The sequence below is a fragment of the Blastococcus sp. SYSU DS0617 genome (genome assembly GCF_054051075.1).
The window spans coordinates 64,746-86,418 of the sequence record NZ_JBJHAO010000004.1 but is presented as its reverse complement, the minus strand read 5'-3'; the positions used below and the strand labels follow the sequence as shown (position 1 = coordinate 86,418).

The following is a 21,673-nucleotide window of genomic DNA, read 5'->3' as shown; positions in this document are numbered from 1 at the left end:
GGTGAGAGTGCGGGGAAAGGGCGACCTGAGCCTAGTGCGCGACCACCCTCACCCCGGGACGACTTCCAGTCCGGCGTCCACCGCACCCCGCCGGTCCAGGACGCCCGCGATGCGCGCGAAGCTCTCCGGGTCCGCCGGCACGATCCGCACGGCGCCGTCCCCGATCTCGATGCGCAGCGGCACCGCCTCCGCCTCCGACACGGTGAACCGGCCGTCGGTGCCGCGGGTGAAGGTGAACCGGGCGGCCACGGAGTCCTCGGTCGGGTAGCCGCGGGTGGCGTGCTCGGCGAGGTGGTTGCCCAGCCCGTAGGCCGCCCACTCGTCGCCGATCCGCTCGAAGGGCTGCACGACGTGCGCGTGGTGGCCGAGCACCAGGTCGACGTCCGGCGAGGCCAGCAGGGTCCGGACCGCGGCGACCTGGGTCTCCGTCGGGTCGTTGTCGTACTCCTGGCAGCAGTGCAGGCTGGCGACGACGACCTCGGCGCCCGCTGCCCGCGCCCGCGCGGCGGCGGCCAGCATGCCGGGCACGTCGGGCAGGTCGGCGACGTCCACCGACCACTCCCGGCCGGCGGGCAGGGGCACCCCGTTCAGGCTGAACGTGGCCGCGACGTGCCCCACGCGCACGCCCTCGACGTCGACGATCGTCGGCTCCCGGCTCTCCTCCTGGCTGCGGTACGTGCCGGTGTGCCCGATGCCGGCCCCCGCCAGCGTGTCGATCGTGCGGGTGAGCCCGTCGAAGCCCCCGTCCAGCGAGTGGTTGGAGGCCGTGGAGCACAGGTCGTAGCCCGCCGCCTCGAGCGCGTCGACGATCTCGGGCTGGACGGCGAAGCTGGGATACCCGCGGTAGGGCCCGCCGGCGGGCGCCACCGGCGTCTCCAGGTGGCAGATCGCCAGGTCGGCGTCGCCGATGAGGTCGGCGACCGGCGCGAAGACGCCGGTGAAGTCGTAGGAGCCGTCCGGCTGCCGGGCGCCGCCGGTGAGCGCGCGGCCCTGGTGCACCAGGACGTCGCCGGTCGCCACGAGCGTGAAGCTCTCGGGTGCAGGTGGGACCGTCTCGGTGGTCTGCGGGGCGGGGACCTCCACCGGCTCCTGCGGCGTCGCCGGTTCCGGGTCGGCGGTGCAGCCGGTCAGCAGCAGCGCCGTCAGGACGGCGAGGGTTCGGGATCGGCTGCGCGGCACGGCCGGAGGCTAGAGCAGGACGGCGTCCCCGACGCCGATCTCGCCGGGGCGTCGCACGTCGGCGTAGATCCCCAGGCAGTGCTTCGGCGTGCGGGTCACGGTGAGCTCGGCAGCGCCGATGCGCAGCGTGCGCCCGACCCAGCTGCGCTCGTCCTCCCCGTCGGCCAGGTCGAGCAGGACGTTGGCGCGGGGATCGTCGGTCGAGCAGCCTTCCGGGACATCGCCGGCCGCGGCGCGGTCGATCGCCTGGCGGGAGACCAGGTGCACCGCCGCCACGTCGGCCGCCGAGCCCTCCTCCGCGGCGCGCAGCAGCACCGGCCGGCCGAGCACCTCGGTGACGGCTCGCGCGTCGGCGTCCGGGTCCCCGGTCGGCTGGACGCCCGCGAGCTCGGGCGCGTGCTTGCCGCGCAGGACCTCCTCCGTGGCGGCGTCGACCACCGACCACGCCCGGTCCCCCTCGGGGCCGGCCGGCCGCAGCCGCACCCGGTCCCGGGTCGACCCACCCATGGACTTCACGGGGTAGATCCAGATCCGCGCCACCCGGCCCACCGTCGTCGTCACGGTCCGAATCTAGGCGGGCATCGCATCTAGGCGGGCATCGCGCGGCCGCTCCCCCGGCGGCGGAGACGACGCAGCTGCGCGTCCAGGTAGGGGCGGGCCCGGCGTTGCCCGCCCTCGCGGGCGATGGCCCCGGCCAGCGCGGCCAGCGAGCGGGCCAGCCGGGCCTCGTCGGGCGCCCACCCGCGTCGCAGGCACTCCTCGAGCCACTCGACCGCTCCGCGATGCCCACGTTCCGCGTTGCAGCGACGGCAGGCGGCCACCTCGTTCTCCAGCCGCGAGGGGCCTCCCTTGACCCGGGGGACGACGTGCTCGGTGGTGGGGACGACCAGCGCGGCGAATCGGCGGCCGCACCAGATGCAGGTCGGGCCGTCCCGCTCCAGGACGGCGAGCAGGCGCACCGCACGGGCGGACTGAGCGGCAGGGCGGGACATCCCCTGCGATGGTCCTCCACGAGCCGGCGATGCACCCGTCCGTACGTCCGGTGGCCGACCGGAAGCGGTGCGTGCCGGATCGCGATAAGGGCCTGTCGCGACCAGGACCAGGAGTGACGCAGATCACCCGCAGTGGCCCCGGTGACCTCACCCTCTCGCTCATGGCGGCCGGCAGCGCGTCGTCCGCTCCGGTGGAAGGCGAGGTAGGGACATGACGGGACGTATGGGGCTGCGCCGCTGGTCCACGGGCGGCGCCGCCCTCCTGATGGCGGCCGCACTGGCCGCCTGCGGAACGGACGACGACGGCGGCGAGGACACCACGGCCGCCGGGGGCACGGAGACCACCGAGAGCACGGAGACCACCGAGGCCACCGAGAGCGGCAGCGGCGACGTCGACGCGTTCTGCTCCGCGGTGGTCGAGGCCGAGACGCTCTCCAGCCAAGGTCCGCCGGTGGATCCGGAGACGGCGCCTCCCGAGGAGCTCGAGGCCGCCATGCTCGAGTTCAGCGAGCAGCTGGAGCCGTCCCTGGAGGAGGCCGAGGAGACCGCTCCCGAGGAGGTGAGCGAGGACGTCGACACCCTGGTCCGCCAGATCCGGCAGGTCCTGGAGACCGGCGACGACAGCATGCTGATCAGCGAGGAGTTCCTCGCCGCCGACGCCGCCGTCGACGACTACATGATCGACAACTGCGGCTTCGAGCAGATCGAGGCCACGGGCGTCGACTACGAGTACGAGGGGCTCCCCGACACCGTGCCGGCGGGCACCGTCGCGGTGACCTTCGTCAACGAGGGCGAGGAGGTCCACGAGATCGGCCTCGTCCGGATCAACGAGGGCGTGACCCGGTCGATCGAGGAGTTGCTGGCCCTTCCCGAGGAGGAGGCCATGAGCATGGCCACCTTCGTCGGCGTCGCCTTCGCCGACCCGGGCGAGAGCGACACCACGTTCATGGAGATGGAGCCGGGCCGGTACGCCGCGGTCTGCTTCGTGCCGGAGGGGACCGCCCACATCGACATGCCGGGCGAGGGGGCGCCGCACTTCACGCTGGGCATGGTCGGCGAGTTCACCGTGGAATGAGCGCCGTCCCCGACCTCGGTGCCGGGCTGCCCGTGACCCGGCGGGGCTTCCTCGCGCTCACCGCGGCGGGGTTGGCCGCGGCCACGGGGTGCGCCGGGGGTGGCGGACGACCGTCGGCCACCCCCGGCGTCCTGTCGCTGCAGCCGGGCCCGGTGACCCTCGACGTCGCCGGTCACGAGGTGCCGACGTGGGGGTACGGCACCGTGCCCGGCCCGGAGATCCGTCTCCGGGCCGGGGACACGCTGCGCGTCCGACTGCACAACGGGTTGCCCGAGGACACCACGGTCCACTGGCACGGCCTCGCGCCGCCGAACGGGATGGACGGCGTTCCGGACGTGACCCAGCGCCCGGTGTCCCCCGGCAGGACGTTCCGGTACGAGTTCCGGACGCCGGTGGCCGGGTCGTTCATGTACCACTCGCACGTCGGCATGCAGCTCGACCGCGGGCTGTACGGACCGCTGATCGTCGAGCCGCGGGACGAGCCGCTGGCCTACGACCGCGAGTACACCCTGATGCTCGACGACTGGGCGGACGGGCTGGACGACGGCGGGGACCACACCGACCACGGCGGACTGCCCCCGGAGACCGCCGTCCGCGGCGATCCGGCCACGGCCGTCTCCTTCGGCGGGCGCACCTATCCCCTGGTGCTGGTCAACGGCCGCCCGCCCGACGACCCTCCGGTGATGGAGGGCCGCCCCGGGGACAGGCTGCGGCTGCGGGTCATGAACATCGCCGCGGACACCGGGTTCCGCTTCGCCGTCGCGGGACACCGGCTCACCGTCACGCACACCGACGGGATGCCGGTGGAACCGGTGACGGTGGACGCGCTGCGCCTGGGCATGGGCGAGCGCTACGACGTCCTGCTGCACCTCGACCAGCGTGACGGCGCCTGGCAGGTGGGCGTGGCCCCCGAGGGGCGGCCCGGCTGGGGGCGCGCGGTGCTGCGGTACGCGGGCAGCCCGGCGTCGTCGTCGCCGCCGGTCACCGCCTGGCCGACCGAGCTGGACGCCCGGCCGGTGGCGTACGACGACCTGCTGGCGGTCGAGCCGCCGGAGCTGCCCGCCGGTGCGCCGGACCGCGTCTTCGACCTCACCCTGCAGCGGACGGAGATCAGTGGGCAGAGCTATCCCGACGCGGATCCGCTGCCCGTGGCCGAGGGCGAGTGGGTGCGCGTGACGATGCGGAACACCAGCGCGAAGTGGCACCCGATGCATCTGCACGGCCACCACTTCCAGGTGCTCACACCGTCGGGTCGAGGGCCGGTGAAGGACACCGTCACCGTGCCCGCACGAGGTGGCGCCGTGACCTTCGACTTCCTCGCCACCAACCCGGGCGACTGGCTGTTCCACTGCCACAACCACCACCACATGACCGACGGCATGGTGCGGCTCGTGCGGTACGTCCCCGGCTGACTCCTCAGCGGCGAGGTGCGCCGGCTCGGGCCCGGGGGGGGTCACCCGCCGGGCCCGAACCGCGGGTCAGCGGCGGCCCGTGACGGTGCGCGAGTAGGCGGCCCAGACGGTCGGCGTCTCGGCGACCTTGAGGCGGTAGTTGCCCGCCTTCGGGGAGGGGAGCGTCACCGTCGCCTTGCCGGTGCTCGAGGTGGTGACGGCCTTGACGAACTTCCAGGCGGTCGAGCCGGGCGCCTGGTGGAAGAGGCCGACGCGCGCCTTGGCGCGCGGCGCGAACGCGTGCGTGCGGCTCGACCACTGCGTCGCGGTCACCGCTCACGACACCGAGCTGCCCGAGCGGGTGACCTTCGTGGCCAGCCGCGAGCCGTACTTGACCAGGGTGACCGCGGTGTTCTGCGACAAGGGGGCGTTGCCGGTCGCCACGGCCCCGCGAGGGGTCAGGGTCCACTTCCCCATGGGGTCGGTGTCGTCCCACCACGCGTACAGGTCGGGGTCCTCGTCGAAGTCGTCCTGATCGAACTCGATCGGGCCGGCCACGACGCCGCGGACCACCATGTCCCACGTGGCGCTCGTGGCGCCGTTGGACCAGCACCCGTTCGTCAGCCGCATGTCCGCGTCCACCCGGGGCGCGTCGATGACGACCTTCGTGGGCAGCTGCAGGCCGCACTGCGCGGGGGCGGCCTGGGCCGACGTGGGGGCGAGGACCGCCGCCGCGATGGCGAGGACGGCGGGCAGGACGACGGAACCAACGCGCATGGCCATCGCTCTCTCTACGAGCGGCTCCCATGGCCGCTGATCAGGGCGAATCCTGACCGGGCGGCCCTCCGCGAACCAGGAAGCTCGCGGGAGGGGATGCCGTGTCGAACGGTCCGGTGCACCACTCGCCCCACCGGCCCCGCCCACCCCGGGACGCGGCGCCTCCGCGCCGTTCGTCGCGGACGGTTCCGGGAACGACGAAGGGCCAGGTCCTCCCTCGCGGGTGGACCTGGCCCTGCTGTCCGGTGGGCGATACTGGGTTCGAACCAGTGACCTCTTCGGTGTGAACGAAGCGCTCTACCACTGAGCCAATCGCCCGGTGCGGCCGCACGCGGCTGCAATCCCATTCTGCCAGACGCTCACCGCCACAGCGGGACCCACCCCGGCATCCAGGTGGGGACACCGAACAGGCGCAGGGTGACGACGAGGACGCCGTAGACGAAGGCCGCCGTCGCCAGGCCCAGCAGCACCCGAACCCACAGCGGCTGGGCGCCCACCCAGTCGGTCCAGCGGCCGACCCGCTCCTTCGTGTACTCCAGCAGCCGTTCGGCCCAGGTGAACTCGCTGGCGAGGATGAACAGGCCGGCGATCACCGTGAGCCACCCCGGTCCGGGCAGCGGGATGGTGACCAGCCCGAAGGCGACGACCAGGCCGCCCACGATGCCGACGGCCACCCGGTAGGTGTGATTGGTGCTGCGCCGGGCCGCGAGCCGGCGGCGCCATCTGGCGTCGGCCACCCGCTCCCGGAGGGAGGTGATGTCGTCGGCGTCGAACCGGGCCCGCCGCTCGTCCCTCGACTCGCCCTCCGGCCGCGGACTCCGGGGGGCCACGGTCTCCTGTCCGCCCAGCGTGCACCTCCCGGATCGTGGTCCGCCCGCGTCGTCGGATCGACCCCCGGAGCCTACGTCCGGCCGGTGCCTCTGATCGACGTCGGCGAACCTCATCGGTCACGTCTGCCCCAAAACGGTTTCCGGACCGTCCTCGGCGGACACACATCCCTCCATGACCGACATGTGGGGCTGGCGGGACGGATGTGACAGGAGTGACTCGCTGCGTCACTCCCCGAGCGGGACGTCGTTGAGCTGACATGACCAATCGCTGGAACCCCGGTCACTGCGCGCCCGTCACGCTGCAGCTCATCGGCCCGCAGTCGTGGACCGAAGTGCCGGCGCTGCTCTGCTACGACGCGACGGACCCCTTCGCCGTGCGGATCGCCTTCGGCGACATCGGCGACGACAGCGGCGCCGTCGACACCGACGAGGGCATCGCCTGGCTGGTCAGCCGCGAGCTGCTCCAGGCCGGGCTCGACCGCCCCTCGGGCGAGGGCGACGTCCGCGTCTGGCCGACCGCCTCGGCCAGCGACGTGCTCTTCCTGCACCTGCGGGCACCGTCGGGCGAGGCGCTGTTCGAGCTGTCCCGGGCGGTCGTCGCCGGCTTCCTGCGCCAGACGGAGGCACTGGTCCCGTCGGGTTCGGAGAGCGAGCTCCTGCACCTCGACGACGAGCTGCACGTCCTGCTGTCCAACGGCGGGGCGGACCCCTCGGGGCGCTGACCTGCGGAGACGCCACCGACGGGCACCCGGCCGGCCGCCGAGGGGCACCCCCCCTCGTTGGACGCCGGAAAGCCGTCAGGTAACGTTCTTCCTGCAACGCGGATGTGGCTCAGTGGTAGAGCATCACCTTGCCAAGGTGAGGGTCGCGGGTTCGAATCCCGTCATCCGCTCGGAACCTCGGGCGCTGATCGCGAGATCAGCGCCCGCGTGCGGTGGAGTGGCCGAGAGGCGAGGCAACGGCCTGCAAAGCCGTCTACACGGGTTCAAATCCCGTCTCCACCTCGTTCTCCTCCGCGGAGCACGAGCGCGGAGGAGGGACCGGTCGCGAGACCGGGCCGGGCGATTGGCGCAGCGGTAGCGCGCTTCCCTGACACGGAAGAGGTCACTGGTTCGATCCCAGTATCGCCCACCGAAGGAACCCCAGGACTGCCGATCTCGGCGCCTGGGGTTCTGTCGTTCGACGGGCACGGACCCCGCCGAGCGGCGGTCAGCGGGCCAGCTGCAGCTCCGCCCGCACCCGCGCGTCGCCGGCCACCGTGCGGAACCCGCAGGACCGCAGCAGCCCCAGGGCTGCAGCGTCGTCACGGGTCGTGTCGGCGCGCACGATCGTCGCCCCCACCTCGCGGGCCCGGTCCAGCAGCAGGCCCAGGGCGCGGCGTCCGACGCCTCGTCCCCGGGCCTCCCGCACCAGCCAGATGCCGGTCTCCAGGACGCCTGCCTCGCCGGTCCGGCGCAACCGGACCGACCCCACCACCTGCTCGTCGTCCGGACCGCTCCCGGTGAGCTCCACGACCGCCCACGTCGCTTCCTGGCGCGGCCCGTCGAGACCCCGGCGCCGATCGCGGTGGAAGTCCCGCAGCCACTCGATCCGCTCCGGTGTCCACCGCTCCCCCGCAGTGACCGGAGGTGTCACCTCGTCCGGCGCCGCTCCGTCCAGAGCGGCTGCCACCAGCCGCGCGAGGCGCGCCTCGGTGACCGGGACCAGGTCGACCCCCACGAGCGCGGCCAGCTTGCTCCGGTCCTCGCGTAGCTGCCGCCACATCACGAGACCGGAGCCGAGGTAGCCGACCGCGAGGGCGACCCACGCGACGTCCAGCCAGAACGCGGCGTCGTCGTCGAGCAGGCGCACGGCCGCGAGGATCAGCCAGAGAACCCCGAGCGCCAGGTGGAGGCGCACGTGGAACTGCCGGCGCGAGATGTCGTCGCGGAACTCCCGGCGCCGGCGGAGGAGGGCCCCGACCTCAGCCACGGGCCGGCTCGACCCGTTCCTGCCAGAAGCGGTCCACCTGCTCCACCAGCTGCTCCAGGTTGCCGCTGTTGTCCAGGACGACGTCGGCGACGGCCCGGCGCTCCTCGTCGGTGGCCTGCGCGGCGATCCGGGCCCGGGCGTCCTCCCGGGTCGTCCCCCGCTCGACCAGCCGGGCCAGCCTGGTCTCCAGGTCCGCCTCCACGACGAGCACGAGGTCGTAGGTACCCGCCTGCCCCGTCTCCACCAGCAGCGGCACGTCGTTGACCAGGACGGCGTCCGGCGACGCCGCAGCGATGAGCTGGACGGACCGCTCGCGCACCAGCGGGTGGACGATGGCGTCGAGTCGCGCCCGGGCCTCGGGGTCGGTGAACACGACCGAGGCCAGGGCCGGCCGGTCGAGGGATCCGTCGGCCGACAGCACCGACGTCCCGAAGGCGTCGACGATCGCGGCCAGCCCGGGGGTGCCCGGCGCCACGACCTCCCGGGCGATCCGGTCGGCGTCGACGACCACCGCGCCCCGCTCGGCGAGCAGCCCCGCGACGGTGCTCTTCCCCGAGCCGATCCCACCGGTCAGTCCGATCCGCAGCATGTGCGCAGAGTAGCGACTCGACGGTCGGTACATCACGGAGAGGTAACACGACGCCGCGCCCCCCGGCGCGTCGCACGAGTCACACCAGTCACAGCACTAACTTCAGCCCCGGCGATCTTCCCCGCCGAGGAGAGGCAGAACCCATCATGTCCCGTCACAGGTCCGCACCTGGCTCATCGTCGACCCGCGCCGTCTCCAGCGGTGCCGGCCGCCACCGGGTGGGCTCCCCCGCCGGTGTCCGCTGCTCGGACATTCCCGCCGTGCGCGAGCGCATGAGCTTCCAGCAGCCGGTGACCGGGCCGCGCAACGCCTTCCTGCGCTGGCTGGTGCAGACGCCGCCCGCCGGGCGGCACACCTGGACGTTCCTCGCCGGCAACGGCGGCCGTCCCCGCACCGCCTTCGCGATCATCCTCAGCCTCTAGTCCCTCCTCGCCGGAGCGGTCCCCCGCTGCGCCCGCTCACGCCGGCGCCGGGGACACCCGGCGCGACGGCGTGGTGCGCCGACTCGGCGGCCCAGGGGGGATCTGGACCGCCGACCTCGGCACACGCGCGACGAAGGCCCCGTGGACCACTGTCCACGGGGCCTTCGTCGTCCCGCGGGCACGCCCGGCCGATACCCGCCGTCCGACCGCCGCACCGGGCCCGGACGTGCCGGAGGCCCAGGACCACGTGGGTCCTGGGCCTCCGGATCAGCGCTGAGGAATCAGCGCCGGACTACCGGGTCACTCGCCGCCGGCGAGCTTCGCCCGCAGCGCGGCCAGGGCCTCGTCGCTCGCCAGGGTGCCGCCGGTGCTGGCCGGGGCGTCCGGGCCAGCGACGTCGTCGCTGGAGTAGCTGCCGCCGGCCGCAGCCTCGGCGTCGGCCTCCTTGGCCGCCGCGATCTGCTTGCGGTGCGCCTCGAAGCGGCTCTGGGCCTCGGCGTACTGCCGCTCCCAGGTCTCCCGGGCCTCGTCGAAGCCCTCGAGCCACTCGCCCGTCTCCGGGTCGAAGCCCTCGGGGTAGATGTAGTTGCCCTGCTCGTCGTAGGACGCGGCCATGCCGTAGGCGGCCGGGTCGAACTGCTCCTCGTCGCCGACGACACCCTCGTTCGCCTGCTTGAGCGAGAGCGAGATGCGGCGACGGTCCAGGTCGATGTCGATGACCTTGACCAGGAGCTCGTCGCCGACCTGCACGACCTGCTCCGGGATCTCCACGTGGCGCTCGGCCAGCTCCGAGATGTGCACCAGGCCCTCGATGCCCTCGTCGACGCGCACGAACGCACCGAAGGGGACCAGCTTGGTGACCTTGCCCGGGACGACCTGACCGATCTGGTGGGTCCGCGCGAACTGGCGCCACGGGTCCTCCTGCGTCGCCTTCAGCGACAGGGAGACCCGCTCGCGGTCCAGGTCGACGTCGAGGACCTCGACGGTGACCTCGGTGCCGACCTCGACGACCTCGGAGGGGTGGTCGATGTGCTTCCAGGACAGCTCCGAGACGTGCACCAGACCGTCGACGCCGCCGAGGTCCACGAACGCGCCGAAGTTGACGATCGAGGAGACGACGCCGGTGCGGACCTGGCCCTTGGCGAGCTTGTTGAGGAACTCGCTGCGGACCTCGGACTGCGTCTGCTCCAGCCACTGACGGCGGGAGAGCACGACGTTGTTGCGGTTCTTGTCCAGCTCGATGATCTTCGCCTCGAGCTCACGGCCCACGTAGGGCTGCAGGTCGCGGACGCGACGCATCTCGACCAGCGAGGCCGGGAGGAAGCCGCGGAGACCGATGTCGAGGATGAGCCCACCCTTGACGACCTCGATGACGGTGCCGGTGACGACCTCGTCGGCTTCCTTCTTGGCCTCGATCGTGCCCCAGGCGCGCTCGTACTGTGCGCGCTTCTTGGAGAGGATCAGCCGCCCTTCCTTGTCCTCCTTCTGGAGGACCAGGGCTTCCACCTCGTCGCCGACCTTGACGACCTCGTTCGGGTCGACGTCGTGCTTGATGGAGAGCTCGCGCGAGGGGATGACGCCCTCGGTCTTGTAGCCGATGTCCAGCAGCACCTCGTCCCGGTCGACCTTGACGATGACGCCCTCGACGATGTCGCCATCGTTGAAGTACTTGATCGTCTGATCGATGGCGGCGAGGAAGTCCTCGGCGCTACCGATGTCGTTGATGGCGACCTGGGGGGTGCTGGAAGGACGGACCTGAGTGGAGGTCATGTGGTTGGTTGCTCCGGACGGTTTATGCGTAGGGACAGGACGACCCGCGGCCGTGCGGCCACGGGATGATCAGCGGGGAGAGCCGGCTCTGGCGTTCCGTGTGGGGAAAACCACGACAGACCTCTGGCGCATTCCTCATGGTACGGACGTCGGCAGGGCCGGGTCCACCTGGGTCCGGCACCTCCGCCGACCCCTCCGGCGTGTCACCATCGGCGTGTCATGAGCCTCCCCTCCCGCGCCGACGCCGGGCTGCCGCTGGGCAGTGACGGCTATCCCGCGGCCGGCGGCGTCGCCCGCCGTCCGGCTGGCCAGGACGAGTCCGCCCGCGCCAACCGGCGGTGGTGGGACGCCGCCGCGCGGGCCTACCTCGCCGAGCACGGCACCGACCTGGGCGACGCCGACTTCCTCTGGTGCCCCGAAGGCCTCCGGGAGGCCGACGCCGGCCTGCTGGGCGAGGTGGCGGGGCGCCGCGTGGTCGAGATCGGCTGCGGATCCGCGCCGTGCGCCCGCTGGCTCGTGCGCCAGGGCGCCGACGTCGTGGCGCTGGACCTGTCCGGCGGCATGCTCGTGCGCGCCGCTCAGCTGAACCGGGACACCGGCATCGCGGTCCCGCTGCTGCAGGCCGACGCCGGCCGGCTCCCACTGGCGACGGCGTCGATGGACCTGGCGTGCTCGGCGTACGGCGGGCTGCCCTTCGTCGCGGACGCTCGGGCGGTGCTCGCCGAGGTGGCGCGGGTGCTCCGGCCCGGCGGGCGCTTCGTGGCCTCGGTGAACCACCCGATGCGGTGGCCCTTCCCCGACTCCCCCGACCCCGAGGACCTGCAGATCACCTCGTCGTACTTCGACCGGCAGCCCTACGTGGAGACCGACGGAGCCGGCCGCACGGTGTACGTCGAGCACCACCGCACGATCGGTGACTGGGTGCGGGCCGTCGTCGGCGCCGGGCTGGTGCTCGGCGACCTCGTGGAGCCGGAGTGGACGGCGGGCCGGACCCAGAACTGGGGACAGTGGTCGCCCGAGCGCGGTGCACTGGTCCCCGGCACGCTGATCCTCGTCTGCGACAAGCCGGGCTGACCTGCCTCCCGGACGGCGTCATGCCCCGGCGAGCGGGGGCGAGCCGTGGCGGACCCAGGTCTCGCGGGCCATGGCGGTCGCCGCGGCCGTGAGCGGCACGAACAGCAGCGCTCCCGCGATCCCCCACAGCAGCCCGCCCGCCGTGACCGCGACCAGCACCGTCACCGCGTTCAGCGGCAGCCGGTTCTTCATCACCCACGGCTCGACCACGTCGTTGCCGATCTGCTGCACGACGATGACCAGGACCGCGACGAGGACGGCCGAGCCGAGCCCGCCGGAGCCGTAGGCCACCACGACGGCGACCGCCCCGGCGACGAAGGCACCGATGGTCGGGATGTAGGAGGCCAGGAACTGCAGCACCGCCAGGGTGAGCGCGAGGGGGACGCCGAGCAGCAGCAGTCCCCCGCCGATGGCGACCGCGTCGAACAGCGCCACCACGGTCAGGCCGCGGACGTAGGCGCCCAGCGTGGCCCAGCCGGCCCGGCCGGCGGCGTCCACGTCCTCCCGCACGCGGCCACCGAACTTGCCGAGGAACCACCGCCACATGCCCGGGCCGCTGGTCAGGAACAGGAACGCCAGCGCGATGGTCAGGAAGCCGGCGATCGCGAGCTCGGCGACGGTCTGGGCGGGACCGAGGAGGTCACTGGCGCTCGTGCCGCCCGATCCGTCGCCGCCCGACCCGCCGGTCCCGGAGGACGAGGTCCACGGCAGCTCCACACCCAGGCGCGAGGACAGGTCGCCCGACATCGAGCGGAACGAGTCGCGCAGCTGAGGGAGCTGGTCGGCGATGCGGGCGGCCAGGCCGAGCGCGGCACCGGTGAGCGCGACCAGCAGCAGGAGCACCATCGCGCCCGCGCTCACCCAGCGCGGGACACCGCGGCGGTCCGCCCACTGGACCAGGGGCGAGGCCACCCCGGCCAGCAGCAGCCCCACCAGCACCGCGACCAGCAGTAGGGTGAGCTTGACGGCCAGCCCCGCGAGCAGCCAGACGAGGACGGCCAGGACCAGCAGTCGTCCGCCGATCGCCGCCGAGCGGGTGAGCCATGCGGGTGCGGAGGCCGTCCGGGCGTCTTCGTCGAATGCCATGCCCCGTGGTGTTCTCGCAGGCCCGCGCCGCGACACATCGGGTCGGTGACTCGTCGATGACTCAGCGCCGTCCCGACCTGCGGGTCCGTTCCGCCGCGAGCCAGTGGCGGGCCTGCCGGGCGCCCCGCAGACGGACGACCACGACGCCGCGTGCCGCGGCGTCGGCGAGCTCGGCCTCCGTGCGCCGGCGCTTGGCCCAGAACTCCCGGCTGAGCACGATGCGCAGCGGATGGCTGGCGCGCAGCCACATCGCGACGCTCTCCCGGTTGCCGTTCCAGTAGGCCCGCCGGGTGGCCGCCCGGACCACCGAGCGGCGCAGCAGCCGGGCGGCGACCAGCGGGAACGGGTGGTCGAGCCACACGACGGCCTGCGCCTGGCCGAGGAGGCGCTCCTTCACCGGGCGGTACTGGTACTCGGTGATCCAGCGGCCGGTGGCCAGCATCGCCTCGACGTCGGCCGCGAACTCGGGCCGGGGCACCCAGCCGGGCCCGTGCCAGAGCGCGTCGAGCTCGGTGTGCGGCAGTCCGCGCAGCCGGGCCAGGGCCGCTGCCATGGTCGTCTTGCCCGCTCCGCTGCTCCCGACCACGAGCACGCGCTGGACACCATCCGGCAGCGACGGCGGCGGACCGCCGACGTAGCCACCCTCGACCTCCACGTGAGGTTCAGCCTCAGGCCTCAGTGGGCCGCGGCGTCCCAGCTGGTGCCGAACCCGACCGAGACCTCCAGGGGCACGGACAGCTCCGCGGCGCCGGCCATCTCGCGGCGCACCAGGCCCTCCAGCGCCTCCCGCTCACCCGCCGCGACCTCGAGCACCAGCTCGTCGTGGACCTGCAGCAGCATCCGGGAGCGCAGCCCCTCGGCGGCGATCGCCTTCTCCACGTTGAGCATCGCGACCTTGATGACGTCGGCGGCCGAACCCTGGATGGGCGCGTTGAGCGCCATCCGCTCGGCCATCTGCCGGCGCTGCCCGTTGTCGCTGGTGAGGTCGGGCAGGTAGCGCCGCCGGCCCAGCGTGGTCTCGGTGTACCCGGTCTGCCGGGCGTCGTCGACGACCCCGTCGAGGTAGTCGCGGATGCCACCGAAGCGCTCGAAGTAGGCGTGCATCTGCTCCCGCGCCTCCTCCACGGAGATGCGCAGCTGCCCCGAGAGCCCGTAGGCGCTCAACCCGTAGGCCAGCCCGTAGCTCATCGCCTTGATGCGGCGGCGCATCTCCGGGTCGACCTCGGAGATCGGGATGTCGAAGGCCCGCGACGCGACGAAGGAGTGCAGGTCCTCCCCCGACGTGAACGCCTCGATCAGACCCTCGTCACCGGACAGGTGCGCCATGATCCGCATCTCGATCTGGCTGTAGTCGGCCGTCATCAGCGACTCGTAACCGGCGCCGACGACGAAGGCCTGGCGGATGCGGCGACCCTCGGCGGTGCGGATCGGGATGTTCTGCAGGTTCGGGTCGGTCGAGGAGAGCCGGCCGGTGGCGGCGATGGTCTGCTGGAACGTGGTGTGGATCCGCGAGGCGTCGTCGACCATCGGGATGAGCCCGTCGATGACGGTGCGCAACCGGGTCACGTCGCGGTGCCGTAGCAGGTGCTCCAGGAACGGGTGACCGGTCGAGGCCAGCAGCGAGGTCAGCGCGTCGGCGTCGGTGGTGTAGCCGGTCTTGTTCTTCTTGGTCTTGGGCAGGCCCAGCTCGTCGAACAGCACCGTCTGCAACTGCTTGGGCGAGCCGAGGTTCACCTCCCGGCCGATCACCGCGTAGCACTCGGCGGCGGCCGCGGCGACGCCCTCGGCGAACTCCTTCTGCAGGTCGTGCAGGAAGTCCAGGTCCACCGCGATGCCGCGGTACTCCATGGCCGCCAGCACGCGGGTGAGCGGCAGCTCGATGCCGCCGAGCAGCGCGTCCCCGCCCTTCGAGCCGAGCACCTGCTCCAGGGCGTCGGAGAGGTCGTTGACCGCCACGGCCTTGAGGACGTCGGCGTGCGCGGCCTCGCGCGCCACGTCGTCCTCCGTCGGGCCGAGCCCGTCCAGGGTCAGCTGGCCCTCGGGCTCGGCGGTGTCCTTGAGCTCGCGCCGCAGGTACCGCACAGCCAGGTCGCCCAGGTCGAAGGACCGCTGCCCGGGCATCGCGAGGTAGGCCGCCAGCGCGGTGTCGCTGAGCACGCCCTCGAGCTCCCAGCCGCGCGCCCAGATCGCCAGCAGCGGCCCCTTGACCTCGTGCACGACCTTGCTGGCCGCCGGATCGGCGAGCCAGGCCGCGAGCGCCTGCTCGTCGGCGACGTCCAGGGACGGGCCGACGTCGACGAAGGTGGCGGCGCCGTCGCCGGCCGCCAGCGCGAGGCCGGTCAGCTCGCCGGTGCCGCGACCCCAGGTGCCGCGGAAGATGACGCCGGTGTGGCCCTCGCGCGCGTGGGCGTCCAGCCACTCCCCCAGCCCGCCGCGGGCGACCTCGTCGAGCTCCACCTCGAAGCCGCCCTCGACCTCGGGCTCGGCGCTGGTGAGGGTGGCGAACAGGCGGTCGCGCAGCACGCGGAACTGCAGGTTGTCGAAGAGCGTGTGCACCTCGTTGCGGTCCCATGCCTGGACGGCGAGGTCGGCGGGCCCCACCTCCAGCGGCACCGCCCGGTCCAGCTCGGTGAGCCGGCGGTTCTGCAGCACCGAGGAGAGGTGCTCGCGCAGCTTCTCCCCCACCTTGCCCTTGACCGTGTCGACCTGGTCGACCAGCGCGTCGAGGTCGCCGTACTCGCGGATCCACTTCGCCGCGGTCTTCTCCCCGACGCTGGGGATGCTGGGCAGGTTGTCGCTCGGGTCGCCCCGCAGTGCGGCGAAGTCCGGGTACTGCGCCGGCGTCAGGCCGTACTTCTCCTCGACCGCCTCGGGGGTGAACCGGGTCATGTCCGAGACGCCCTTGCGCGGGTAGAGCACCGTGACGTGCTCGTTGACCAACTGGAGGGCATCGCGGTCACCGGTGCCGATCAGCACGTCCATGCCCTGCTCGACGGCCTGCACGGTGAGCGTGGCGATGACGTCGTCGGCCTCGTAGCCCTCCGCCGTGATCACCGGGACCCGCAGCGCGCCGAGCACCTCCTGCACGAGGCTGACCTGGCCGCGGAAGTCGGTCGGGCTCTCGGCGCGATTGGCCTTGTACTCGGCGAAGATCTCGCTGCGGAAGGTCTTCCGCCCCACGTCGAACGCCACGGCCAGGTGCGTGGGCTGCTCGTCCCGCAGGATGTTGATCAGCATCGACGTGAAGCCGTAGACGGCGTTGGTCGGCTGGCCCGTCGTCGTCGAGAAGTTCTCGACCGGCAGCGCGAAGAAGGCCCGGTAGGCCAGCGAGTGGCCGTCCAGGAGCAGGAGCCGCGGACGGGTGCCCGGCATCGTGGGAGCGGCGGGCGCGGAGGTGGAGACCGGAGCGGACATCGCCGTCGATCCTAGGTGCGGGCTCCGACATCGAAGGCGGCCGTGGTCCTGGCTACGGTGCCCGGGTGACCACTCCTCCTCCCGACTGGCTGTCCGGCACCGAGCAGAGCCCGCTGGACGACAAGCTCGGCATCCAGATCGTCGACTACGCCCCCGACCGGCTGGTCGCGACCATGCCGGTCGCCGGCAACGAGCAGCCCTTCGGCCTGCTGCACGGTGGCGCCACCTGCTCACTGGTGGAGACCATCGGCTCGGTGGCGGCTGCCATCGGAGCGGGGCCCGGCAAGCAGGTGGTCGGGATCGAGCTGAACGCCAGCTACCTGCGGGCGGCGACGTCCGGCACGGTGACGGCCGTGTGCACGCCGGTGCGCCGGGGACGCACGCTGTCGACCTTCCTGATCGAGGTCAGCGACGACGAGGGCCGGGCGACCGCGACCGCGCGGCTCACCTGCATGACGCTCAGCGGACCGCAGTAGCCGACGGCAGCGGGGGCACCCGCCGCCGTCCCACGCCGGGCACCCGGCGCGCCAGCGGGATGATGCCCAGGCGCCGGCGCTGCCAGGCCGACAGCGAGCGGCCCAGCGTGTGCACCGAGGCGATGCGCCGGGTGGTCAGCGGCGCGAAGCCCATGCGGGCGAAGAAGCGCTGCCGGTCGGCCTCCTGCGCCACCGCGGCGACGACGTAGGCCGCACCGTTCTCCCCCGCGTACGCCACGGCCGCGGCCAGCAGGGCCGCGCCGACCCCGGACCTCCGGTGCTCGCGGTGCACCACGAACGTGTCCACCGTGACCTGCGGCGTGCCCAGCACCAGCGACAGCGGGTCCAGACCGAGCACGGCCAGGCCGACCCCGACCTCGCCGTCCTCCTGCGGGCCCTCGGGAGCCGGCAGGACGGCGAGCACGACGCGGTGCCCGGCGTCCTCGAGCAGGCGGCGGAACCCGGCACCCGCGGCGTGCACCGGCGGATGCCCGGTCAGCACCTCCTCGGTGTGGGCCTCGACCCGGTGCTGACGGACCAGTTCCAGGACGAGGGGCAGGTCCTCAGGACGAGCCACGCGCGTGACCACCCTGGACCGCGATGCAGATCCTGGCACAGCTGCCTCCCCCTACGAGTTGAGCGCAGGTTGCACCGTTGTGCACAACCGGTAGCGGCGGCGCGCCGTCCCCTGTGACGCACGGTGCCGGCGGTGCGAGATGCGACCGCACGGTGAGCAAACGGCCCCGGCGGACTACGACCGGACGCGCCGGGGCCCGGGCGTCGGTGCGACACCCGGGCCCCGGTGGAGGACCTCCAGCTCAGCCGCTCAGACGTCGCCGCCCAGGTAGGCCGCCCGCACGCTGTCGTCGGCGGCCAGCTCCCGGCCGGTGCCGGTGCGGACCACCTCGCCGGTCTCCAGGATGTAGGCCTGGTCGGCGATCTTGAGCGCCTGCGCGGCGTTCTGCTCGACCAGCAGGATCGTCGTCCCCTGCTCCCGGATCTCCTTGATGATCGAGAAGATCTGCTGGATCAGCTTGGGCGCCAGCCCCATCGACGGCTCGTCGAGCAGCAGCAGCGTCGGGTGGGACATGAGCGCCCGGCCGATGGCCAGCATCTGCTGCTCACCGCCGGACATCGTGCCGGCCGCCTGGTCCCGACGCTCGTGCAGCCGCGGGAACAGGGCGAACACCCGCTCCAGGTCCGCCGACCGCGTCTGCGCCCGGTCGGCGCGCGCGTACGCGCCCATGTCCAGGTTCTCGACGACGGACATGCCCGGGAAGATGCGCCGTCCCTCGGGAGACTGGCTGATGCCCAGCGGCACCCGCTCGTGCGAGGGCATGTGGGTGATGTCCCGGCCCTGGAACCGGACGGCGCCCGCGCGCACCTTGCGCAGCCCGGAGAGGGTCTTCAGGGTCGTGGTCTTGCCGGCGCCGTTGGCCCCGATGAGGGTGACCACCGCACCCTGCTCGACCGAGAAGGTGATGTTCCGGATGGCCTCGATGCGCCCGTAGTTGACGCACAGCCCGTCCACCTCGAGCAGCATCAGAGATCCCCCTCCTCGTCGGCGTCGTCGTCGACCTCGGTTCCGAGGTAGGCCGCGATGACCGCCGGGTCGTTGCGGACGTCGGCCGGCACGCCCTCGGCGATCTTGCGGCCGAACTCCAGGACCGCGACCCGGTCGCTGACGCCCATGACCAGGCTCATGTCGTGCTCGATGAGCAGCACGGTGAGGCCGCGGTCGCGGATGCTCCGGATCAGCTCCAGGAGCTGGGCCTTCTCCGCCGGGTTGAACCCGGCGGCCGGCTCGTCCAGGCAGAGCAACTTCGGCTTCGTCGCCATGGCACGGGCGATCTCCAGCCGGCGCTGGTCGCCGTAGGAGAGGTTGCGGGCCAGCTCGTCGGCCTGCCGCTCCAGGCCGAGGAACCGCATGACCTCGCGCGCGGTCTCCTCGCCCTCCCGCTCCTCGCGGCGGTGCCGCGGGGTGCGGAACAGCGCGTCGACCACGTTCGTCCTGTGGTGCGCGTCGGCGCCGACCAGCACGTTCTCCAGCGCCGTCATGTTGCCGAACAGCCGGATGTTCTGGAACGTGCGCGCGATGCCCAGGCGGGTGATCGCGAACCGCTTGCGCTTCCCCAGCGGCTCACCGGCGAACCGCACCTCGCCGGAGGTCGGCTGGTAGACGCCGGTCATGACGTTGAAGCAGGTGGTCTTGCCGGCGCCGTTGGGCCCGATGAGCCCGAGGATCTCGCCCTCGCGCACGTCGAAGCTCACGTGGTCCAGCGCCTTGAGCCCACCGAACTGGATGCTCACGTCGTCGACCGACAGCAGCGCCGCCCCCTCCCGGGTGGTGGGCTGCGCGGTCGCAGCGGTGCTAGGCACGTGCGCTCCCCTCCTCGACGGCGTCGAGCTCGTGATCGACGGCTTCCGCGCGTCTCGTGCGCCGGGGCGGCAGGAGGCCCTGCGGCCGGAAGTTCGACAGCAGCAGCAGCGCGAGGCCGAACACCAGCAGGCGCCACTCCTCGAAGCCGCGGAAGCGCTCCGGCAGGTAGGCCACCACGATCGCGCCGAGGATCACGCCGTACCGGTTGCCTGCGCCACCGACGACCACGGCCGCCAGGAACAGGATCGAGAGGAGCAGCGCGAAGGACTCGGGGTTGATGAACCCCTGCCGCGAGGCGAACAGGGCGCCGGAGAGGCCGCCGACGAACGCGCCGGTGGCGAAGGCCAGCAGCTTGAACCGGAACGTCGGGACGCCCATGAGCTCGGCGGCGTCCTCGTCCTCCCGGGTCGCCTCCCAGGCCCGGCCCACGCGCGAGAGCCGCAGCATCCGGTCCGCGCCGAGGATGACGAAGATGAGCGTGAGGGCGAGCCAGTAGTACGGCGCCTGGTCGGCCACGCCGAAGACGAGGAACGTCGTCGTGTCGTCCAGGTCGATCAGCGCCGTCGCCCCCTCCCACTGCAGGTGGGGGATCTCGAACAGTTCGATGCTCGGGGGGCGGGGCACCCCGGTGATGCCCTTGGCCGCTCCGAGCCACTCGGTGTTGAGCGCGGTGAGCCGGATGATCTCGCCGAACCCGAGGGTCACGATCGCCAGGTAGTCGCCGCGCACCCGGAGGGTCGGCCAGCCCAGCAGGATGCCGGAGATCGTCGTGAGGACGACCGCGAGCGGGATGAGCGCCCACCAGGCCAGTTCCGCCTGCAGCGAGCCGAACACCGCGACCGTGTAGGCGCCGACGGCGTAGAAGCCGACGTACCCCAGGTCCAGCAGGCCCGCGTACCCGAGGACGACGTTGAGCCCCAGGGCGACCAGCACGTAGCTGGCGACGGTGAACAGCACGGCCCCGAAGTCGGTGTCGGGCGTGCTGATGATCGGCAGCTCGAGCAGCGGCAGCGCGTAGAGGAACAGCACCAGCAGGCCGATCAGCACCCACTTGACCGGGGTGGGCAGGCCGGTCAGGCGGCGCGCGAACGCGCTCCGGTCCCAACCGAGCCGGGGGCCCCGCACGCCGGTGCGTGCGACACCGGGCGAGCTCTCGGGGGAAGCCTTTCCCTGAGTCATGCGCGAGCCCTCCCCAGGCTTTCGCCGAGCAGGCCGGTGGGCCGGAACAGCAGGATGGTGACCAGGAGCAGGAAGGCGACGACGTCGCGCCACTCCGAGCCCACGAGAGCCGAACCGTAGTTCTCGGCCAGGCCCAGGACGAAGCCGCCCAGCAGTGCCCCGCGGACGTTGCCGATGCCCCCCAGCACGGCGGCGGTGAACGCCTTGACCCCGAGCAGGAAGCCGGCGTTCCAGCGGGTGACGCCGAAGCGCATCAGGTACAGCAGCGCGGCGGCGCCGGCCATGATGCCGCCGACGAGGAACGTGGCGCGGATGATCCGGTTGCGGTTGACGCCCATGAGCGCCGCGGCCTCGGAGTCCTGCGCGACGGCGCGGATGCCGCGGCCGGTGCGGGTGCGGCGGATGAACTGGTCGAGCGCCACCATCATCACGACCGCGCTGACGATGATGATCACGTCGACGTTGGTGACGGTGTAGCCGCCGATGCTGAACAGACCCTCGGTCTCGAGGGGGTTCTGGAAGCGGGTGTTGTCGCGTGCCGAGCGGACGTAGGGGTCCAGGTCGTCGCGCAGGCCGATCCAGCCGGCGACCCGGTCCCGCAGGCCCATGAGCTCGGCCAGGGCGAAGCTCGCACCGATCGCGCTGATGAGCGCCACCAGCCGGGGGGCGTCGAGGCGGATCAGCCGGCGGTAGGCGACCCGCTCCAGGAGCAGCGCCACCCCTCCGCTCACGGTCATGGCGGCGAGCAGGGCCAGCAGGAGGACGCCGATGACCACCGGCAGCGCGCTGCCGGGGGCGACTCCCAGGGCCACGGTCACCCAGACCGCGGCGAAGCTGCCGTACACCCAGACTTCGGAGTGGGCGAAGTTGATCAGTTGCAGCACGCCGTAGACGAGCGTGTAGCCGAGCGCGACGAGGCCGTAGACCGCGCCGAGAACGAGACCTGTGACGGTGAGCTCGACGAAGTTGTTGATCAGGAAGGACACAAGGTCTCCGAGCAGCAGGTGGCGACGCGGCCGGGTCTCCTCAGCGAGGAGGCCCGGCCGCGCCCTGGTCGGTCAGCGGGAG

The 21,673-nt window shown here is 72.7% G+C and carries 23 protein-coding genes and 4 tRNA genes; 9 read left to right on the top strand and 18 right to left on the bottom strand.

Going from position 1 to position 21,673, the window contains the following annotated elements; all coding sequences use genetic code 11:
- Window positions 1-48: 48 nt before the first annotated feature.
- Genes ACI793_RS06700 through ACI793_RS06690 form a run of 3 tightly spaced genes read right to left on the bottom strand, consistent with a single transcriptional unit; the run spans window position 49 to window position 2,171 of the window.
- Window positions 49-1,179: a CapA family protein gene (locus ACI793_RS06700; protein WP_456605593.1), complete on the bottom strand. Its 1,131-nt coding sequence runs from the start codon at window positions 1,177-1,179 to the stop codon at window positions 49-51.
- Between the two features lie 9 nt (window positions 1,180-1,188).
- The gene (locus ACI793_RS06695) at window positions 1,189-1,740 is read right to left on the bottom strand and encodes an MOSC N-terminal beta barrel domain-containing protein (RefSeq protein ID WP_456605592.1); all 552 of its coding nucleotides are present in this window, start codon (window positions 1,738-1,740) and stop codon (window positions 1,189-1,191) included.
- Window positions 1,741-1,766: 26 nt separating this feature from the next.
- Window positions 1,767-2,171: an HNH endonuclease gene (locus tag ACI793_RS06690; protein WP_456605591.1), complete on the bottom strand. Its 405-nt coding sequence runs from the start codon at window positions 2,169-2,171 to the stop codon at window positions 1,767-1,769.
- Window positions 2,172-2,382: 211 nt separating this feature from the next.
- Here ACI793_RS06690 and ACI793_RS06685 point away from each other — a divergent pair, with 211 nt between their 5' ends.
- Both ACI793_RS06685 and ACI793_RS06680 read left to right on the top strand, forming a co-directional pair.
- Window positions 2,383-3,246: a hypothetical protein gene (locus tag ACI793_RS06685; protein ID WP_456605590.1), complete on the top strand. Its 864-nt coding sequence runs from the start codon at window positions 2,383-2,385 to the stop codon at window positions 3,244-3,246.
- The gene (locus tag ACI793_RS06680) at window positions 3,243-4,658 is read left to right on the top strand and encodes a multicopper oxidase family protein (protein ID WP_456605589.1); all 1,416 of its coding nucleotides are present in this window, start codon (window positions 3,243-3,245) and stop codon (window positions 4,656-4,658) included. Before ACI793_RS06685 ends, ACI793_RS06680 begins: the two co-directional genes overlap by 4 nt.
- 66 nt (window positions 4,659-4,724) lie before the next feature.
- Here ACI793_RS06680 and ACI793_RS06675 read toward each other — a convergent pair whose 3' ends face one another.
- The 4 genes from ACI793_RS06675 to ACI793_RS06660 all read right to left on the bottom strand — a co-directional run bounded on the left by ACI793_RS06675 (window position 4,725) and on the right by ACI793_RS06660 (window position 6,244).
- The gene (locus ACI793_RS06675; RefSeq protein ID WP_456605588.1) at window positions 4,725-4,970 is read right to left on the bottom strand and encodes a hypothetical protein; all 246 of its coding nucleotides are present in this window, start codon (window positions 4,968-4,970) and stop codon (window positions 4,725-4,727) included.
- Window positions 4,971-4,973: 3 nt separating this feature from the next.
- Window positions 4,974-5,414, bottom strand: coding sequence for a hypothetical protein (locus tag ACI793_RS06670; protein ID WP_456605587.1), 441 nt, complete (start codon window positions 5,412-5,414; stop codon window positions 4,974-4,976).
- A 246-nt stretch (window positions 5,415-5,660) separates the two neighbouring features.
- A tRNA-Val gene (locus ACI793_RS06665) sits at window positions 5,661-5,732 on the bottom strand.
- Between the two features lie 41 nt (window positions 5,733-5,773).
- Window positions 5,774-6,244 (bottom strand): TIGR02611 family protein, encoded by a 471-nt coding sequence (locus ACI793_RS06660; protein WP_456605586.1) that lies wholly within the window; start codon window positions 6,242-6,244, stop codon window positions 5,774-5,776.
- A gap of 257 nt (window positions 6,245-6,501) precedes the next feature.
- On the opposite strand from ACI793_RS06660, the gene ACI793_RS06655 reads away from it, so the two are divergent.
- The 4 genes from ACI793_RS06655 (at window position 6,502) to ACI793_RS06640 (ending at window position 7,375) form a co-directional block, all read left to right on the top strand.
- Window positions 6,502-6,966 (top strand): SsgA family sporulation/cell division regulator, encoded by a 465-nt coding sequence (locus ACI793_RS06655; protein WP_311345773.1) that lies wholly within the window; start codon window positions 6,502-6,504, stop codon window positions 6,964-6,966.
- A 98-nt stretch (window positions 6,967-7,064) separates the two neighbouring features.
- Window positions 7,065-7,136 (top strand) — tRNA-Gly (locus ACI793_RS06650).
- A gap of 41 nt (window positions 7,137-7,177) precedes the next feature.
- A tRNA-Cys gene (locus tag ACI793_RS06645) sits at window positions 7,178-7,248 on the top strand.
- A 55-nt stretch (window positions 7,249-7,303) separates the two neighbouring features.
- A tRNA-Val gene (locus ACI793_RS06640) sits at window positions 7,304-7,375 on the top strand.
- 78 nt (window positions 7,376-7,453) lie between these two features.
- Here the strand turns inward: ACI793_RS06640 and ACI793_RS06635 are convergent.
- Together ACI793_RS06635 and coaE are read right to left on the bottom strand one after the other, a co-directional pair.
- Window positions 7,454-8,215: a GNAT family N-acetyltransferase gene (locus ACI793_RS06635; RefSeq protein ID WP_456605585.1), complete on the bottom strand. Its 762-nt coding sequence runs from the start codon at window positions 8,213-8,215 to the stop codon at window positions 7,454-7,456.
- Window positions 8,208-8,804, bottom strand: coding sequence for a dephospho-CoA kinase (gene coaE / locus ACI793_RS06630; RefSeq protein WP_456605584.1), 597 nt, complete (start codon window positions 8,802-8,804; stop codon window positions 8,208-8,210). Before coaE ends, ACI793_RS06635 begins: the two co-directional genes overlap by 8 nt.
- A 260-nt stretch (window positions 8,805-9,064) precedes the next feature.
- On the opposite strand from coaE, the gene ACI793_RS06625 reads away from it, so the two are divergent.
- Window positions 9,065-9,226: a hypothetical protein gene (locus tag ACI793_RS06625; RefSeq protein ID WP_456605583.1), complete on the top strand. Its 162-nt coding sequence runs from the start codon at window positions 9,065-9,067 to the stop codon at window positions 9,224-9,226.
- Window positions 9,227-9,526: 300 nt separating this feature from the next.
- Here the strand turns inward: ACI793_RS06625 and rpsA are convergent, their stop codons facing one another.
- Window positions 9,527-10,996 carry a 30S ribosomal protein S1 gene (rpsA, locus tag ACI793_RS06620; protein WP_456605582.1) on the bottom strand — a complete coding sequence of 490 codons (1,470 nt, stop codon included), beginning with the start codon at window positions 10,994-10,996 and terminating at the stop codon, window positions 9,527-9,529.
- A gap of 219 nt (window positions 10,997-11,215) precedes the next feature.
- Between rpsA and ACI793_RS06615 the strand changes: the two genes are divergently transcribed.
- A complete protein-coding gene (locus tag ACI793_RS06615) occupies window positions 11,216-12,070 on the top strand; it encodes a class I SAM-dependent methyltransferase (RefSeq protein ID WP_456605581.1) in 855 nt (284 codons plus the stop codon).
- 18 nt (window positions 12,071-12,088) lie between these two features.
- Here ACI793_RS06615 and ACI793_RS06610 read toward each other — a convergent pair whose 3' ends face one another.
- The 3 genes from ACI793_RS06610 to polA form a co-directional block, all read right to left on the bottom strand.
- Window positions 12,089-13,156 (bottom strand): AI-2E family transporter, encoded by a 1,068-nt coding sequence (locus tag ACI793_RS06610; RefSeq protein ID WP_456605580.1) that lies wholly within the window; start codon window positions 13,154-13,156, stop codon window positions 12,089-12,091.
- 61 nt (window positions 13,157-13,217) lie between these two features.
- Window positions 13,218-13,811 (bottom strand): hypothetical protein, encoded by a 594-nt coding sequence (locus ACI793_RS06605; RefSeq protein ID WP_456605579.1) that lies wholly within the window; start codon window positions 13,809-13,811, stop codon window positions 13,218-13,220.
- A gap of 20 nt (window positions 13,812-13,831) precedes the next feature.
- Window positions 13,832-16,570, bottom strand: a complete 2,739-nt coding sequence (polA, locus tag ACI793_RS06600; RefSeq protein ID WP_456605578.1) for a DNA polymerase I — start codon at window positions 16,568-16,570, stop codon at window positions 13,832-13,834.
- A gap of 65 nt (window positions 16,571-16,635) precedes the next feature.
- Between polA and ACI793_RS06595 the strand changes: the two genes are divergently transcribed.
- Window positions 16,636-17,046: a PaaI family thioesterase gene (locus ACI793_RS06595; protein WP_456605577.1), complete on the top strand. Its 411-nt coding sequence runs from the start codon at window positions 16,636-16,638 to the stop codon at window positions 17,044-17,046.
- On the opposite strand, the gene ACI793_RS06590 is transcribed toward ACI793_RS06595, so the two are convergent.
- From ACI793_RS06590 to ACI793_RS06570, 5 genes are all read right to left on the bottom strand, one after another.
- Entirely contained in the window at window positions 17,030-17,623 is a 594-nt protein-coding gene (locus tag ACI793_RS06590) for a GNAT family N-acetyltransferase (RefSeq protein WP_456605576.1), read from the bottom strand. The two genes, ACI793_RS06595 and ACI793_RS06590, sit on opposite strands and share 17 nt — an antisense overlap.
- Before the next feature lie 249 nt (window positions 17,624-17,872).
- Window positions 17,873-18,589 (bottom strand): ABC transporter ATP-binding protein, encoded by a 717-nt coding sequence (locus tag ACI793_RS06585; RefSeq protein ID WP_456605575.1) that lies wholly within the window; start codon window positions 18,587-18,589, stop codon window positions 17,873-17,875.
- Complete coding sequence (locus ACI793_RS06580; protein ID WP_456605574.1) at window positions 18,589-19,425, bottom strand: ABC transporter ATP-binding protein; 837 nt, start codon at window positions 19,423-19,425, stop codon at window positions 18,589-18,591. The genes ACI793_RS06585 and ACI793_RS06580 overlap by 1 nt, the downstream gene beginning before the upstream one ends.
- A complete protein-coding gene (locus tag ACI793_RS06575) occupies window positions 19,418-20,605 on the bottom strand; it encodes a branched-chain amino acid ABC transporter permease (RefSeq protein WP_456605573.1) in 1,188 nt (395 codons plus the stop codon). Before ACI793_RS06575 ends, ACI793_RS06580 begins: the two co-directional genes overlap by 8 nt.
- Window positions 20,602-21,591 (bottom strand): branched-chain amino acid ABC transporter permease, encoded by a 990-nt coding sequence (locus ACI793_RS06570; RefSeq protein WP_456605572.1) that lies wholly within the window; start codon window positions 21,589-21,591, stop codon window positions 20,602-20,604. The genes ACI793_RS06575 and ACI793_RS06570 overlap by 4 nt, the downstream gene beginning before the upstream one ends.
- Between the last annotated feature and the right edge of the window lie 82 nt (window positions 21,592-21,673).